Genomic DNA, 15,561 nt, shown 5'->3' on the forward strand with positions numbered 1-15,561 from the left:
TATATCAAATCATTTAAATGAAAGAATTTTTTAAATATCTATTTGCATCCATACTTGGTTTTTTTATTTCAATTGTTATTATTTTCTTCATTTGTTTGGGGATTATTACGGCCACAATTGCATCATTAGACGATAACAAGACTGTCACAATAAAAGACAACAGCGTTTTGTACTTAAATTTGGACCAGCCTATAACTGAGCGAACACCTAAAAATACACTCGCAAATTTCCCCTTATTTGCAAACGGAGATAATACTGGAATTGGCTTAAACGATTTGCTAAAAGCACTTCGTGAAGCTAAAAATGATGACAACATCAAATGTGTGTATTTGAACGTTAGCAGCCCAAATGCAGGATTCGCTACCATGCGTGAAATCCGAAATGCCATTATCGATTTTAAAAAATCAGGCAAGCAAGTTATTGCCTATAGCGAGGCGTACAGCCAAGGAGCTTACTACTTAGCCTCTGCCGCCAACAAGATATATTTAAACCCTGAGGGAGCTTTGGAGATAAAAGGCTTTAAATCAGAGCTGACCTTCTTTAAAGGCTCGCTTGAAAAATTAGGCGTAGAAATGCAGGTAATCCGTGTGGGCAACTACAAAAGTGCTGTTGAACCTTTTATTTTAGATAAAATGAGTGAGTATAACCGAACACAAGTTACTGCTTATGTAAACGGTTTATACAATACTTTTTTAACGGATATTTCACTAACCCGAAACGTACCAAAAGACACTCTATACACTATTGCCAATACGTACCGTATCCGTACGCCGGAAGATGCTGTTAACGCCAAATTAGTGGATGCACTGAAATATAAAGATCAAATTTTGGATGCCTTTAAAAATTTAACAGGTAAAACCAAAAGTGAGAACATAACAACTGTAAATATTAACGATTACATTAAAAACAATACCGAAAACAGCACAGAAAAAGACAAAGTTGCCATCATTTATGCGAATGGAGAGATTAACGGCGGAGAAGGAAACGACCAAGTAATTGGCTCTGAAAGAATCTCTAGAGCAATTCGAAAAGCTCGGCTTGACGATAATGTACGTGCAATTGTGCTACGTGTAAACTCACCAGGTGGAAGTGCATTGGCATCAGACGTTATTTGGAGAGAAATTGTTCTTACCAAAAAAGAAAAACCGGTTATTGCTTCCTTTGGTGATGTTGCTGCTTCAGGTGGTTATTACATTGCCTGCGCAGCAGATAGTATTTTTGTACAACCCAATACCATTACGGGTTCAATTGGCGTTTTCGGCATGATTCCGAATTTTCAAAACTTAATGACAAACAAGCTGGGTATTACTTTTGATGGTGTTAAAACTGGCCAATATGCCGATATCATGAGCACCAATCGTCCAATGACTGAAGGGGAACGTTTCATTATCCAAAATCAATTAAACCGCGTGTACAGTGGCTTTATTAGCCGCGTAGCGGATGGAAGAAAGAAAAGCACGGCGTACATCGACAGTATTGGGGGCGGCCATGTTTGGATTGGCACCGATGCTGTTCAGATTGGCCTAGCCGACAAAATTGGCAGCTTTGATTACGCAATAAAGGCGGCAGCTAAAAAAGCAAAACTAAAAAATTATAGAGTAGTAGAATATCCTGAAGTTGTTGATCCACTTAAATCACTATTAAGCGATGGCGGAGACAAAATTAAAACCTATTTCACGAAACAAGAATTAGGTGATAACTACTACATTTACGAACAGCTTAAAAAAGTTACCGAACATTCTGGAATTCAAGCAAGAATGCCTTTCGAAGCGGTAATCAAATAAATAGCGTACAACCACATACAACGCAAAAAACGAGTCATTTCCGACCTCGTTTTTTGCGTTTTTTTTAGCACTGTTTGCTATCTGCAAGCACGTTAAACAAAAGCTCCTTCATCCAAAAAGGTTCTTTGTTTAAATTAGCCTAAAACCTAGCTTTTTTCTACTTTTACACCCATGGAAAATAAAACCATTGCCAAGACTTTAAAACTCTTGTCGCAGTTAATGGAACTGCACGAAGAGAATCCATTTAAAATAAAATCAGTCGCGAATGCCTACTTTAAAATAGACAAATTGCCCTTCGCCATTCAAAATAAACCCATTGAAGAAATCGACAAAATTGAGGGCATTGGCAAAAGTTTAGCGGCCAAAATTATCGAGTTATTGCAAACTGGCCAGCTTCAGGAATTGAATGAACTCATTGCTAGAACCCCTGAAGGGGTGGTAGAAATGCTGGGAATAAAAGGCATTGGTCCAAAAAAAATAGCCATTATTTGGCATACTTTAGGCATCGAAACCGTTGGCGAACTGTATTACGCCTGTAATGAAAATCGTCTGATTGAAGCCAAAGGTTTTGGTTTAAAAACCCAAGAGGAAATTAAAAAAGCCATTGAGTTTAAATTAGCTGCCAATGGGCGTTTCTTATATGCAAAAGTTGAGGCTTTTGCGGATAGTTTATTGACAGAAATATCTACTTGGTTAATCAAAATAGACCCGCATGCTTCTTTGGGTTTTGCAGGACAATACCGTCGCTCTTGTGAAATTATCGACGAATTGGAATTGGTAATTGGTGCCGAACAGGTAGAACACGTGCTAAATAGTTCAGCTACTTTTGATTCGTTGCCTTTCGAAGTGAAGGAAAACACACTTTTGGCCAGTACCCCATCGGGCTTACGCGTTTTGGTTCATGTTGTGGCTAAAGCCGATTTCTACCTCCAATGGTTTACCTTAACAGGAAATGCCGAACACGTAGAAAACGTATTGAAATTAGCCGGAAATGGCCCTTTTCAGTCAGAAAAAGATATTTACACGCAAGCAGGTTTAGCTTTTATTGAGCCCGAATTACGCGAAAATTACGATGAAATAGAATTGGCTAAAACCAATAAACTGCCTCATTTAATTGAATTTACCGATTTAAAAGGCAGTTTACACAACCACTCTACTTGGAGCGACGGCGTTCACACACTCGAAGAAATGGCTTTATATTGTAAAGACACCTTAAAATTAGAATACTTGGGCATTTGCGACCACTCTAAAACGGCCGTTTATGCCAAGGGTCTAAATGAAGAACGCGTATTTGCACAACACCAAGAAATTGATGCGTTGAACCAAAAACTCGCTCCATTCAAAATTTTTAAAGGAATTGAAAGCGATATTTTAAGTGACGGTTCACTCGACTACGCAGACGATATTTTAAAAACATTCGATTTTGTGGTAGCCTCAGTACACAGTAATCTGCGCATGGATGAAGAAAAAGCAACAGCACGCTTACTAAAAGCCATCGAAAATCCGTACACCACCATTTTAGGGCATCCAACCGGCCGATTATTGTTAAGTAGAGCAGGATATCCGATTGATTATAAAAAAATTATCGACGCCTGCGCAGCAAATCAAGTAGTTATTGAAATCAATGCCAACCCGCTTCGTTTAGATTTAGATTGGCGTTGGCACCGTTATGCATTGGAAAAAGGCGTATTGCTTTCCATTAACCCCGATGCACACCGAACAGAAGGTTTCCACGACATGCATTACGGTATTTTAGTTGCCCGTAAAGGCGGATTAAGTGCCGACAAATGCTTAAATGCCTTTAGCTTACCTGAAATTACAGCCTATTTTAACAAGAAAAAACCACAATAAAGCTACCCTATTCATTTTGCGTATCCAGAATAATGTTGTTGGGTACGCAAAATCTCTATCCAAAACAATAACTTTGTGCCATGATAAGTGAACTAGCAAACAACATCTTTAACCAAGCCATTCGTGATTACCATACTTTTGATGAAATTGATCATCCGATTGAAAACCCATACGATGCAGATAGTATAGAGCATCTTTTGTACCTTAAAAATTGGATTGACACCGCTCAATGGCACATGGAAGACGTTGTGCGAAACCCTAATATAGACCCGGTAGAAGGACTTAGCTGGAAAAGACGCATTGATGCGCAAAACCAGGTTCGTACCGATATGGTTGAATTTATTGATGGTTATTTTTTAAACCTTTTTGCAGAAATAACGGCTCTGCCGGATGCAAAATTCAATACCGAAAGCCCTGCTTGGGCAATTGACCGTTTGTCTATCTTGGCCTTGAAAATTTACCACATGCGCGAAGAAGCAGAAAGAACAAGTGCTACTGCTGAACACCGCGAACAATGCCAAACAAAATTATTGGTTTTACTTTCGCAACGCGATGATTTATCGACTAGTATTGATGAATTATTGACCGATATTAAGCAAGGAAAGAAATACATGAAAGTGTATAAACAAATGAAAATGTACAATGACCCAAGCTTAAACCCGGTGTTGTATAAGAAGTAAGGAAAGAGCTGAAAGGTGAAAGGAAAAAAGTGAAAGGCGAAAGGCGAAAGGCGAAAGGTATAAGGTATAAGGTAGTAAGTTTTAGGTAGTAAGTTTTAAGCAATAAGTAGTAAGTATCAAGACAAAGCCCATAGTCTGTCATTCTGAGCATAGCGAAGAATCTATACTAAACAAATACGTAACCAATACTTGTTCCTTGAGGTTCTTCGCTGTGTTCAGATGACAATAGCCATTTTAACAAGCGCCGAAAATAGTTTAGGACTTAGCTACGAAGCAATTTAACGATTTAACAGTTTAGCAATTCCCAAAGTTCAGCAATTCAACCAATTCAGCAAGATTAAACAACACAGCATGTCATCAAAGCAAAAATTAGTTATTCTACGATTTTCAGCCATGGGCGACGTTGCAATGGTGGCTGCTGTTTTGCGCGAATTTTCGGCTCAAAATCCATCGGTACAAATGGTGATGGTGAGTCGAATTGCGTTTAAACCATTTTTTGAGGATATTAAAAACCTAATTTTTCACCCCATACAACCCAAAACAATACACAAGGGTGTAAACGGCCTGTTTAAACTTTTCCAAGAATTAAAACACTATAAACCGACCGGTATTGCAGATTTGCACGATAATTTACGGAGCAGAACCATTTCTTCATTTTTTCGCTTGGCTGGTATCCCCATCAAACGAATTGATAAAGGAAGGAGCGAAAAAAAGGCCTTAACCCGAAAGCGAAACAAAATACTAAAACCGTTAAAACAAACGGTAGAACGCTATGCTGATGTTTTTCGTGAACTGGCCTTTCCAATACACTTGAGCCATCAACTCGTTCAAGCGCCTAAAAGCTTACCTAATAAAGCAAAACTATTTTTCGAAAATGCCTCGACAAAGAAAATAGGGATTGCCCCTTTTGCGCAACATCCATACAAAGTCTACGCTTTATCCAAAATGGAAGAAGTATTAGTCGCTTTAGATGTGGAGGGATACAAGCTTTTTGTTTTTGGCGGAGGCGAAGCGGAAGCACAAATAGCCAAAGAATGGGAACAGAAATACACGCATGTTCATAACTTGATTGGAAACTTTAGCCTATCCGAAGAATTGGCTATTATTTCCAATTTAGATGTGATGTTAAGTATGGATTCATCGGGCATGCACATGGCTTCGCTAATGGGAGCTCCAGTGGTTTCCATTTGGGGACCAACGCATCCGTACGCAGGTTTCTTAGGATACGGCCAAAGTGAAAGCGATTGCTTACAAATTGATCATCCCAACCGGCCAAATTCGATCTACGGAAACAAACCTTGCCTTTGTGGTGTTGATGCTTGTATAGACTTAATTGAACCCGAAACTATTGTACTTAAAATTAAAGAGAAAGTAAATGGCTAAACATCTTCTATTAGTAAGACATGGAAAATCGGATTGGAACAACGATTTAAAAGATTTTGACCGACCTTTAAATAAACGAGGTAAACAAAATGCGCCTGAAATGGCCGAACGACTCAAAAATAAAGGACTACAAATTGATTTATTGGTTAGCAGTCCGGCTAAACGTGCCAAAAGTACCGCTCAGTACTTTGCCGAATGCTTAAATTTTGATGAAATTACTTTCGAATCTAGCATTTACGAAGCCAATACAACGGCCTTGTTAAAGGTTGTAAATCAACTACCCGATTCGGCTGAAACCGTGGTTCTTTTTGGGCATAATCCTGGTTTCACTGATTTTGCCAACCAATTGTGCAACAGCGATATTTACAACATTCCCACTGCAGGAATCGTTTCCATCTCCTTTCCTTTTGATAGCTGGAGCATGGTAAGCAAAGGTATCGGAACATTAAACTTTTTTGATTACCCCAAAAACACCGACGAATTGTAGTTCTTTCAGGCGACTGCGCTTATTTTGCCAAGAGCGATAATCGTGCTACTCTAAACCCGATGCGAGTGAATGCCCGCCCGATTTTTTCAGCGGGAGGCAGAAACGACAGCGGGACTGCACAAGCCGAAACGCCACTCCCATTCATTTTCAAAAAAATTAGTTCATGATAAAAAAACAATCATTATAATTTTACTATCTTTGACTGCGCTAAATGCAAAGCTAACAATAGACATTTCGGTGAATTCTTAACTACTCCCCTTTGTAGTTATTTCATAATTCGGTTTGTTGGCTTATTAATCTTTAAATTTACTAGAAATGAGTTTTGACTATAATACTACCCGTAGCCAGTTAATTTTATCTGAATACGGACGGAATGTTCAAAATATGGTAAAGTATATCTGCGAATTGCCTACCATTGAAGAACGGAATAAATATGCCCAGGCCGTAATTGATTTAATGGGCTTTTTACAACCCCATTTACGCGATGTTGCCGATTTTAAACATAAACTTTGGGATCATTTGCACATTATTTCGGGCTACCAAATTGATGTAGATAGCCCTTATCCAAAGCCGCTACCAGAGAATGCGTATGTGAAACCCAAGCATATTGGCTACCCGCAACAACGTATTACCTATAAACATTATGGTAAAACGGTGGAAGTTTTAATTGAAAAAGCCATGCGCGAGGAAAACCCTGAACATAAAAAAGCCATGGTTCAGAACATTGCAAACTTTATGAAAATGGCCTACGTTACGTGGAATAAAGACAATGTTTCGGACGAGACTATCTTGAAAGATTTGCATGATTTGTCGGGTGGTTTACTTCGCTTAGAAGAGAATACGAATTTGGCTAAAGTAGAATTTAGACAACAAAACAACAACCGAAACAACAATAACAACAATCGTGGCCGGAACAACAATGGTAAAAACCGGAATAACAACAATAACAACCGAGGACGGAATAACAACAATAAATCGAAATACTAACAAAAAGATTCATACCTATTGGCTGGGCACATTGAGCGCCTGCTATATGATTCAATTTAATTACAAAATATATGAACGCATTTGAAATTACCGGCGGAGTTAAATTAAAAGGCGAAATTACCCCCCAAGGCGCAAAAAATGAAGCTTTACAAATTCTTTCTGCGGTATTGCTTACCGAAGAAAAAATTACCATTAGCAATATTCCGGACATTAAGGATGTGAATAAACTAATTGAGCTTTTAGGCGATTTAGGTGTTGTAGTGGAGCGTTTAAATAAAGACACCTACACCTTTGAAGCGAAAAATATTGATTTAAACTTTTTTGAATCGGATGTTTTTAAAGCAAAAGGTGGTGGTTTACGTGGCTCTATCATGATTGTAGGTCCTTTATTGGCCCGTTTTGGTAAAGCAGCTATTCCTAAACCAGGAGGCGATAAAATTGGTCGTCGCCGTTTAGATACGCACTTTATTGGCTTTGAAAGACTGGGTGCTAAATTTGTATACGACAGCAAAAAAGCGTTCTTTAATGTGGATGCCACCGACTTAAAAGGTGCCTATATATTATTAGACGAGGCATCCGTAACGGGTACAGCAAACATTGTGATGGCTGCTGTTTTAGCCAAAGGAACTACCACTATTTACAATGCTGCATGTGAACCGTATTTGCAACAACTTTGCAAAATGCTGAACCGTATGGGCGCCAAAATTTCGGGTATTGGCTCTAATTTATTAACCATTGAAGGTGTAACCAAATTGGGTGGAACAGAACACAGAATGTTACCTGATATGATTGAAATTGGTTCTTTTATTGGTCTGGCAGCCATGACCGAATCGGAAATTACCATTAAAAACGTATCGTACGATGAGTTGGGCGTAATTCCAGATGTTTTCAAAAAACTAGGTATTAAATTAGAACGCCGAGGCGATGATATTTTTGTTCCATCGCAAAAGCATTATGAAATTGACACCTTTATTGATGGTTCAATTTTAACCATTGCCGATGCTCCTTGGCCAGGCTTTACTCCCGATTTATTGAGCATTGTACTGGTGGTGGCTACCCAAGCAAAAGGAAATGTACTGATTCATCAAAAAATGTTCGAAAGCCGTTTATTCTTCGTAGATAAACTAATTGACATGGGTGCACAAATTATCCTTTGCGACCCACACCGTGCAACGGTTAACGGTATTGACAAAAAATACAAATTACGTGGCATAAGCATGACTTCGCCCGATATTAGAGCCGGTGTTTCGTTGTTAATTGCAGCTTTATCTGCCGAAGGTAAATCGACCATTTTTAACATCGAACAAATTGAACGTGGCTATCAAGATATCGACACGCGTTTACGTGCATTGGGTGCACAAATTAAACGTGTAAATGTGGATGCGCCAACGCATTAATACATTTTGCTAGAATGGGTAAAATTTACCTAAAACGCAACATAACAAAACGTCCGGAAAAGTATATTTCCCGGACGTTTTGTTTTTCATAAGTGGATAAAAAATAGTTTAACCTGAAATAGCGTTGATAACGTCGTACTGCGTAATAATTTCAATTTTACCTAGCTCATCCTCCACCAACACCGCCGAATTTTCTTTATTAATTAACGAGGATATTTTATCAATGGAGGTATTCAAATCAACGAAAGGGAAAGTACCTGTCATAATTTCGGCAACGGGTGCCGATTTTAAGCTCGGGTTTTCAAGTAACGCTGATAAAATATCACTTTCCGCAACTTTACCTACAATCATTCCTTTCTGCGTAACTGGAATTTGCGAGATATTCATTGATTTAATGGTATTAATCGCTTCTAATACCGTCTTCTGCTCATCAAGTGTTACAATTTCGGCACTTTCCTTTTTGGCAAGAATCGATTTCGCCGTTAGCTTTTCATCTTGTAAGAAACCGCGTTCGCGTAACCAATCTTCGTTGTACATTTTCCCCATGTAGCGACTTCCGTGGTCGTGAAAAATAACCACTACAACGTCCTCTGGCTTTAATTTATCTTTCAATTGCAACAAGCCTGCAACCGCAGCTCCGGCCGAATTGCCTACAAAAATACCTTCTTTACGTGTAACGTCTCGGGTCATTAAAGCGGCATCTTTATCGGTCACCTTTTCAAATAAATCAATTACATCAAAATTCACATTCGCAGGTAGAAAATCTTCCCCAATGCCTTCTGTGATGTAAGGATAAATCTCATCTTTATCGAAAATGCCTGTTTCTTTGTATTTCTTAAAAACCGAACCGTATGTATCAATTCCCCAAACTTGTATAGCAGGATTTTTCTCTTTCAAATATCTTCCAGCACCCGAAATCGTACCCCCGGTTCCTACTCCCACAACCAAATGGGTAATTTTACCTTCCGTTTGTTCCCAAATTTCCGGACCAGTTTGCTCGTAATGCGCTTCTGAATTTGCTAAATTATCATATTGATTTGGTTTCCATGAATTAGGCACCTCTCGCTCTAAACGCGATGAAACAGAATAATAAGAACGTGGATCTTCAGGTTCAACGTTGGTAGGACAAACAATTACTTCAGCACCAAAAGCACGCAAGGCATCTACTTTCTCTTTCGATTGCTTATCCGTGGTTGTAAAAATACATTTATACCCTTTAATAATAGCCGCCATAGCAAGCCCCATACCAGTGTTTCCTGAAGTTCCCTCGATAATGGTACCACCTGGCTTTAACTTTCCACTCTTTTCCGCGTCCTCAATCATCTTAAGCGCCATACGGTCTTTGATGGAGTTACCCGGATTTGTTGTTTCAATTTTTGCCAAAACTGTGGCCGGAATTCCCTTTGTTATCGAGTTTAATTTTACCAATGGCGTATTGCCAATCGTTTCTAAAATATTGTTGTACCACATAAAGCAAAATTAAGAAATAGCATTTAGTATTTTATACAAGCATATAAAATTAGAATATTATATTATTTTTTACATTTTATCAAAATTTAATTCCTTAATCTATTATAATGATAGGAATTATAGATTGATTATTAGGCAAAACGCCATTATACATTTTTAGCGACCGAAATATTTCAAGAAAAAACCAAGCCAATTTTCCATAAAAAGTATTCTTATTTCTAGAAAAGCAAGCTCCCTGCGTTTCGGAAACAGCAGTCCCACTATCCGTTTTATCTTTTGTACCAAGTCCTTATCCCTACGCGCCAAAAGGATATCACTCCTATCGCGTTTAAGTACGCCGGCAGAATCCTTTGGCAACAATAAAAAAACAGCGCTACTTAACAGATAAACAATCAAATTTAGCACTATAGTAATCAACCTTTTTTCTTTGTTAGCAATTAGCTATTTTTGAGCCATGTTAAAAGCCAGTGGAATAACAAAATCGTACGGAAATTTACCCATTTTAAAAGGAGTCAATTTCGAGGTTGAAAAGGGTGAAATTGTCAGTATCATCGGACCATCTGGAGCAGGAAAAAGTACCTTGTTGCACATCCTTGGGTCTTTAGATAAACCAGACACGGGCACTGTGGAACTAAATGGCACTAAAATAAATGGCCTAAATGGCGATTTGTTAAGTGTTTTCAGGAACAAAAACATTGGTTTTGTATTTCAGTTTCATCATTTGTTGCAAGAATTTACAGCACTTGAGAATGTCTGCATTCCAGCATTTATAGCTAAAACAAGTAAAAAGCAAGCCGAAAATAGAGCTACAGAAATTTTAGAATTGTTTGGCTTAAAAGAGCGTATACACCACAAACCAAATCAATTATCGGGCGGAGAACAACAACGCGTAGCCATTGCACGTGCATTAATTAATAACCCATCCATAATTTTAGCCGATGAACCTTCCGGAAACCTTGATTCCGAAAATGCGGCGGCGCTTCATCAACTTTTTGGCACTTTACGCGATACCTTTAAACAAACCTTTGTAATTGTAACCCACAACGAACATTTAGCAAGCACGAGCGATCGTGTAGTAACCATGAAAGATGGATTAATTGCCGTTTAAAACAAAAAAACTAATCCAAAAAGACTGAATTTCAGATAATTTTACAGACTAACGCTTTATCATTTACATTGAAAATATTAATTACAGGCGCAAACAGTGCCAAAGCCATGAAGCTCTTAAAAGCTTTTCCCCATCATTTTGTTTTGTTGGCTGATTACGGCGATGTGCCTGAAATCCTGACTGAAAATTATGCGTTCAAAAGTCTTGGAGCCCTCAACAAAGAGAGTATTGCACATATTTTACTGAACTTTTGCCTGACAGAATCTATCGACAGCATTATTCCTTTACACCCGTACGAACTGGAGCCCTTGGCTAAATCAGCGGTGTTATTTCAAGAATACGGCATTGATGTTTTGCTGCCCAGTGCCGATGAAATTGAACAATATATAGATACAGAAAAAACAACTTTCCCCGATTTTGCCATTTTTGTGAAGGGTGAATCCGTGTTTTCATCAAACGGCAACAAAGAGCATAAGACCAATTTAAACGGCGTTTTTGCTACCGACGGACAAACTTTTAAACTTTTTACGGTATAAGATGGAAAATTACGCATTTGCAAAAGATAAAAAAGTAGTTGTTTTTGAACTGGACGACGTATTGTACCCAAAGAAAGATTACCTGCTACAGTTGTATTATCTATTTGCACAATTTATTGAATACACGGATCAAAAAGAGGCCAAGCCAATCCTCGATTTCATGCAATCGGAATATATCGCCCATGGCGAAACCGATTTATTTGGAAAAACAGTTAAGCAGTTCGATTTATCTCCTGCCTTTAAATATAACTTCGATTTACTGCATAAAACCGCTCGCCTACCCCTTAAATTATTGCTTTTTCAGAACATTTTAAATTTCCTACAAGAGCTTGTCGTGAATCGAATCAAGATTTGCATTGTAACAGATGGAGATCCTGAGGAACAACTCAATAAAATTAAACAAACGGAGTGGAACGGCTTAGGAGAATACCTGACCGTATACTTTACACAGGAGCTTAATAAAACAAAATCGGCCATTTACGAAGAGATAATAAAGGCTGAAAATATCACTACTAATGAATTGTTGGTAGTGGGCAATAATAAAAATAATGAAAGGGAAACTGAATTTCATTATTTATCGTATATTGTATCCGTAGATATACTTTAATTAATAAAATGATTAATATTGTGACGGCGCAAAAAGCCAGATGGGGCTTTATTATAGTTACTTTTGCTTTATTACTGGCGTGTAAAAAAAATAAGAGTACGCCTGAAGAACAAGATTTATCGGTAGTACCGGAAACCAATGCACTTCAAACAGCAACGACCAATCGTGATTTTTTAACAAGAGATTCCATTTTTTTATATGCGAAGCAAACCTATTTATGGAATGTAGGAATGCCTTCGTACGACACTTTTAACCCACGCAAGTACAGCAGTAATAATCAAGTTATTGAAGCCTTAAAAGCATTATCAAGCACCCAAAAGAAGGATAAATACTCTTTTATGGATGATGGAACCGTTGCAACACAGTTAAGTGGAACTGCTGGTGATTACGGGTTTTCTGCGCAATTTGATGCGAACGATACCTTACGCGTTAAATTGGTGTATGCAGCATCTCCGGCCAACACCGCTAATTTAAAAAGAGGATATGCTATTTTAATTGTAAACGGAAGAGTTGTTTCAAGAGCAACACAAAGCGATGTTGATTTTCTAAATGCATCAATTTTTGGAAGCAATGCTTCCATTAGCTTAGTACTTCAAAAGCCAGATAAAACACTTTTGGAGGTTACCATTAATCGCGCTTCATACAAAGTAAACCCTATTTTAGCAAGCAACGTTTTTACCGTAGGAACTAAAAAAGTTGGCTATTTTGTGTTTAATAGCTTTACTACCAACACGGCATCAGGACTAGAAAATCTTTTTAAAAGCTTTGCAAACGAAGGGATTACAGAATTAATAGTTGATTTACGCTACAACGGCGGAGGAGCCGTTTCGACAGCAAGTTTATTAACGAATTTAATTGTACCGGCCAGTCAAAGTGGAAAAGTGATGAACACGACCTATTTTAATCAAACCATGCAAGATGGATTGGCTACGATTTTAGAAAATCAAAAATTTTATGCCACAGGAATGGATGGCGTTTCTCGTTTATATTCGTTTTTAGATTATTCCTATAAACCAACTTTAGCAGCCTCAAACCAAGAATTATTTACCAAAAAAGGCACACTTAGCACGCTGAATCGGGTATATTTTTTAGTAACCAAGGCAACTGCTTCGGCAAGCGAATTGGTGATAAACAATTTAAGTCCGGTAATAGACGTTAAGTTAATTGGAAGCAAAACCTACGGCAAACCCATTGGTTTTTTTGCCCTCAGAATTAATAAAAGTGATTTATATATCCCGCAATTTCAGACAAAAAACTCAGCCAATTATGGCGATTATTTTGATGGATTGGATGTAAACAAAGATGTTTTAGATGATTTAACCAAATCTTTTGGTGATCCAACAGAAAAAATGCTTGCACAAGCTTTATATTATTCAGCGAATAACAAATTTACTGCAGTAACGCAAAATAATGGATTAAGCAGTGTGAATGAAGGGGTTAAATCAAAAAACGATCAAATAAATGATCAACTCGACCATACATTTAAAGGAATGGTTGAAACAAGAAAAATGAAATTCAAATAAATACTGACTCTTCAAATAAAAAAAGACCAGTATTTACGATGTTGGTCTTTTTTTATTTTAAAACTTTTAGACAACATCATTTTTGGGTTGTTTTTTAGGTAAAAATTTAATAAGCTTGTTTAACTTTAATCGTTAAAAGACGCCATGACTATAGAATTAATTGAAAAAGAACATTTAGACTATGTAAATATTATAAATGCAAAAGAAGATCATTCGGAGGAATTAAAAACAAAACTTATTGAAGCTCAACGTTTAGGTAACGAATTTAAAGCGAAGGCTACCATTACGTTTAATACTACCATTGGTCCAAAAAAAGTCTATACTACGGTATGGGCAGTAACAGAAAAGTATATACAATTAAAAAACAACATTCATATACCAACAAAAAGTTTAATTGATATCGATTTTTAAGCGCATACTCTGCAAGGAAATAAATCATCCCCGCATTTATAACCTTAGCTTAAAAATGAATGAGTATCCTTTATAAAATCGCATTAACTTTTATCCATTCTATTGGCCCCGTACATGCTAAAAACTTATTAGCCTATTGCGGCAGTGCCGAAAAGGTATTTGCAGCAAGTGAACGGCAATTACTTCAAATTCCCGGTATTGGAAAAAAAACAGCAGAAGCTATTTTATCCACCAATGCACTAGAAAGAGCCAAGGAAGAACTCGAATTTATTGAAAAGCACGATATCCAAGTGCTTTTCTTTACCGATAACAACTACCCCAAACGCTTAAAGAATTGCTACGATGCTCCTTTATTGCTCTATTATAAAGGGAATGCTGATTTGAATCACCCTCGTATTATCAGCGTTGTAGGCACCCGAAATGCAACCGAGTATGGCAGAATTTTATGCAAGCAATTAATTGAAGAGTTAGCCCCGTATGACTTGTTAGTAGTTAGCGGACTCGCTTATGGAATTGATGTTGCTGCTCATAAAGAAAGTATTGCCTGTAAAATACCTACCGTGGGCGTTTTAGGGCATGGCCTCGATAGGCTTTATCCTGCCACGCATAAAAGTGTTTCACAAAAAATGGTTTTAAATGGTGGTTTATTAACCGAGTTCCCAATCCTTACCAGCCCCGATTCGCAGAATTTCCCCAAACGAAACCGCATCATTAGCGGTTTAGCCGATGCTGTTATTGTGGTAGAAGCGACCAAAAAAGGTGGTGCACTCATTACTGCCGAAATTGCCAATTCATATAATCGCGATGTATATGCTTTCCCAGGAAGAGCAAGCGATCCTTACTCGGAAGGTTGTAACTTCTTAATTAAAACCAACCGGGCAGGGCTGATAAACAATGCGCATGATTTAATTTACTACTTGGGTTGGGACATCAACCTAAAACAACCTTTAGCAATGGTACAAACCAAAATGCATGTAAACTTAAACGCTGAAGAGAAAAAAGTGGTAGATGTGTTAATAAACGGTCCATTGACGATTGATGAACTCGCTTTCCACATCTCCATAAAACAAAGCAAGTTGGCCATTATACTGCTTACGTTGGAGATGCAAGGGATTTTGGTCTCATTACCCGGAAAAATTTATAAAATAATTTAAACGAATACGGTGTTAGCGCTTTGTATAGCTGGATAAATACGGATGTCTAAACTTGACCTATCACGCATCAAGCCGTAACAGAATCCACCTATATGCAGAAGGAATCACCTTGCCCCTTTTTACTTTACTCCCTCCTCTCACCTTTCCAGAAAGTAAACATGTATCGCCAAAGCCTTTAACACA

14 protein-coding genes are annotated in these 15,561 nt (G+C 37.8%); 13 read left to right on the forward strand and 1 reads right to left on the reverse strand.

All coding sequences use genetic code 11. The features are described 5' to 3' along the window. Positions 1-17 precede the first annotated feature (17 nt). The 7 genes from sppA to murA all read left to right on the forward strand — a co-directional run bounded on the left by sppA (position 18) and on the right by murA (position 8,569). Positions 18-1,784 carry a signal peptide peptidase SppA gene (sppA, locus tag ACJVDK_RS07155; RefSeq protein ID WP_443939595.1) on the forward strand — a complete coding sequence of 589 codons (1,767 nt, stop codon included), beginning with the start codon at positions 18-20 and terminating at the stop codon, positions 1,782-1,784. 171 nt (positions 1,785-1,955) lie between these two features. Beyond that, positions 1,956-3,635 carry a helix-hairpin-helix domain-containing protein gene (locus ACJVDK_RS07160; protein WP_443939596.1) on the forward strand — a complete coding sequence of 560 codons (1,680 nt, stop codon included), beginning with the start codon at positions 1,956-1,958 and terminating at the stop codon, positions 3,633-3,635. Between the two features lie 80 nt (positions 3,636-3,715). Continuing rightward, positions 3,716-4,315, forward strand: coding sequence for a DUF4254 domain-containing protein (locus tag ACJVDK_RS07165; RefSeq protein ID WP_443939597.1), 600 nt, complete (start codon positions 3,716-3,718; stop codon positions 4,313-4,315). Between the two features lie 351 nt (positions 4,316-4,666). After that, the gene (locus tag ACJVDK_RS07170) at positions 4,667-5,698 is read left to right on the forward strand and encodes a glycosyltransferase family 9 protein (protein ID WP_443939598.1); all 1,032 of its coding nucleotides are present in this window, start codon (positions 4,667-4,669) and stop codon (positions 5,696-5,698) included. Further along, on the forward strand, positions 5,691-6,185 hold the full coding sequence (locus tag ACJVDK_RS07175; protein WP_443939599.1) for a SixA phosphatase family protein: 495 nt from the start codon (positions 5,691-5,693) through the stop codon (positions 6,183-6,185). Before ACJVDK_RS07170 ends, ACJVDK_RS07175 begins: the two co-directional genes overlap by 8 nt. A gap of 315 nt (positions 6,186-6,500) precedes the next feature. Next, positions 6,501-7,172, forward strand: a complete 672-nt coding sequence (locus tag ACJVDK_RS07180) for a DUF4290 domain-containing protein (protein ID WP_443939600.1) — start codon at positions 6,501-6,503, stop codon at positions 7,170-7,172. Between the two features lie 71 nt (positions 7,173-7,243). After that, a complete protein-coding gene (murA, locus tag ACJVDK_RS07185; protein ID WP_443939601.1) occupies positions 7,244-8,569 on the forward strand; it encodes a UDP-N-acetylglucosamine 1-carboxyvinyltransferase in 1,326 nt (441 codons plus the stop codon). A gap of 108 nt (positions 8,570-8,677) precedes the next feature. Here murA and ACJVDK_RS07190 read toward each other — a convergent pair whose 3' ends face one another. Further along, a complete protein-coding gene (locus ACJVDK_RS07190) occupies positions 8,678-10,039 on the reverse strand; it encodes a pyridoxal-phosphate dependent enzyme (RefSeq protein ID WP_443939602.1) in 1,362 nt (453 codons plus the stop codon). 454 nt (positions 10,040-10,493) lie between these two features. Between ACJVDK_RS07190 and ACJVDK_RS07195 the strand changes: the two genes are divergently transcribed. The 6 genes from ACJVDK_RS07195 (at position 10,494) to dprA (ending at position 15,378) form a co-directional block, all read left to right on the forward strand. Continuing rightward, positions 10,494-11,147: an ABC transporter ATP-binding protein gene (locus ACJVDK_RS07195; protein WP_443939603.1), complete on the forward strand. Its 654-nt coding sequence runs from the start codon at positions 10,494-10,496 to the stop codon at positions 11,145-11,147. 68 nt (positions 11,148-11,215) lie between these two features. Beyond that, the gene (locus ACJVDK_RS07200; protein WP_443939604.1) at positions 11,216-11,683 is read left to right on the forward strand and encodes a hypothetical protein; all 468 of its coding nucleotides are present in this window, start codon (positions 11,216-11,218) and stop codon (positions 11,681-11,683) included. A 1-nt stretch (position 11,684) separates the two neighbouring features. Further along, on the forward strand, positions 11,685-12,290 hold the full coding sequence (locus ACJVDK_RS07205) for an HAD family hydrolase (RefSeq protein ID WP_443939605.1): 606 nt from the start codon (positions 11,685-11,687) through the stop codon (positions 12,288-12,290). A gap of 8 nt (positions 12,291-12,298) precedes the next feature. Further along, positions 12,299-13,813 carry a S41 family peptidase gene (locus tag ACJVDK_RS07210; RefSeq protein WP_443939606.1) on the forward strand — a complete coding sequence of 505 codons (1,515 nt, stop codon included), beginning with the start codon at positions 12,299-12,301 and terminating at the stop codon, positions 13,811-13,813. Between the two features lie 144 nt (positions 13,814-13,957). Next, positions 13,958-14,224 carry a hypothetical protein gene (locus ACJVDK_RS07215; RefSeq protein ID WP_443939607.1) on the forward strand — a complete coding sequence of 89 codons (267 nt, stop codon included), beginning with the start codon at positions 13,958-13,960 and terminating at the stop codon, positions 14,222-14,224. 59 nt (positions 14,225-14,283) lie between these two features. Next, positions 14,284-15,378 carry a DNA-processing protein DprA gene (gene dprA / locus ACJVDK_RS07220; RefSeq protein WP_443939608.1) on the forward strand — a complete coding sequence of 365 codons (1,095 nt, stop codon included), beginning with the start codon at positions 14,284-14,286 and terminating at the stop codon, positions 15,376-15,378. Positions 15,379-15,561: the final 183 nt, after the last annotated feature.

The sequence above is a fragment of the Pedobacter paludisoli genome (genome assembly GCF_052344095.1).
In the GTDB taxonomy this organism is placed as follows: Bacteria; Bacteroidota; Bacteroidia; order Sphingobacteriales; family Sphingobacteriaceae; genus Pedobacter.

Excerpts from the sequence above, each read along its gene's own strand:
- sppA (WP_443939595.1), top strand. The coding sequence starts at position 18 with ATGAAAGAATTTTTTAAATATCTATTTGCATCCATACTTGGTTTTTTT.
- ACJVDK_RS07160 (WP_443939596.1), top strand. The coding sequence starts at position 1,956 with ATGGAAAATAAAACCATTGCCAAGACTTTAAAACTCTTGTCGCAGTTA.
- ACJVDK_RS07165 (WP_443939597.1), top strand. The coding sequence starts at position 3,716 with ATGATAAGTGAACTAGCAAACAACATCTTTAACCAAGCCATTCGTGAT.
- ACJVDK_RS07170 (WP_443939598.1), top strand. The coding sequence starts at position 4,667 with ATGTCATCAAAGCAAAAATTAGTTATTCTACGATTTTCAGCCATGGGC.
- ACJVDK_RS07175 (WP_443939599.1), top strand. The coding sequence starts at position 5,691 with ATGGCTAAACATCTTCTATTAGTAAGACATGGAAAATCGGATTGGAAC.
- ACJVDK_RS07180 (WP_443939600.1), top strand. The coding sequence starts at position 6,501 with ATGAGTTTTGACTATAATACTACCCGTAGCCAGTTAATTTTATCTGAA.
- murA (WP_443939601.1), top strand. The coding sequence starts at position 7,244 with ATGAACGCATTTGAAATTACCGGCGGAGTTAAATTAAAAGGCGAAATT.
- ACJVDK_RS07190 (WP_443939602.1), bottom strand. The coding sequence starts at position 10,039 with ATGTGGTACAACAATATTTTAGAAACGATTGGCAATACGCCATTGGTA.
- ACJVDK_RS07195 (WP_443939603.1), top strand. The coding sequence starts at position 10,494 with ATGTTAAAAGCCAGTGGAATAACAAAATCGTACGGAAATTTACCCATT.
- ACJVDK_RS07205 (WP_443939605.1), top strand. The coding sequence starts at position 11,685 with ATGGAAAATTACGCATTTGCAAAAGATAAAAAAGTAGTTGTTTTTGAA.
- ACJVDK_RS07210 (WP_443939606.1), top strand. The coding sequence starts at position 12,299 with ATGATTAATATTGTGACGGCGCAAAAAGCCAGATGGGGCTTTATTATA.
- ACJVDK_RS07215 (WP_443939607.1), top strand. The coding sequence starts at position 13,958 with ATGACTATAGAATTAATTGAAAAAGAACATTTAGACTATGTAAATATT.
- dprA (WP_443939608.1), top strand. The coding sequence starts at position 14,284 with ATGAGTATCCTTTATAAAATCGCATTAACTTTTATCCATTCTATTGGC.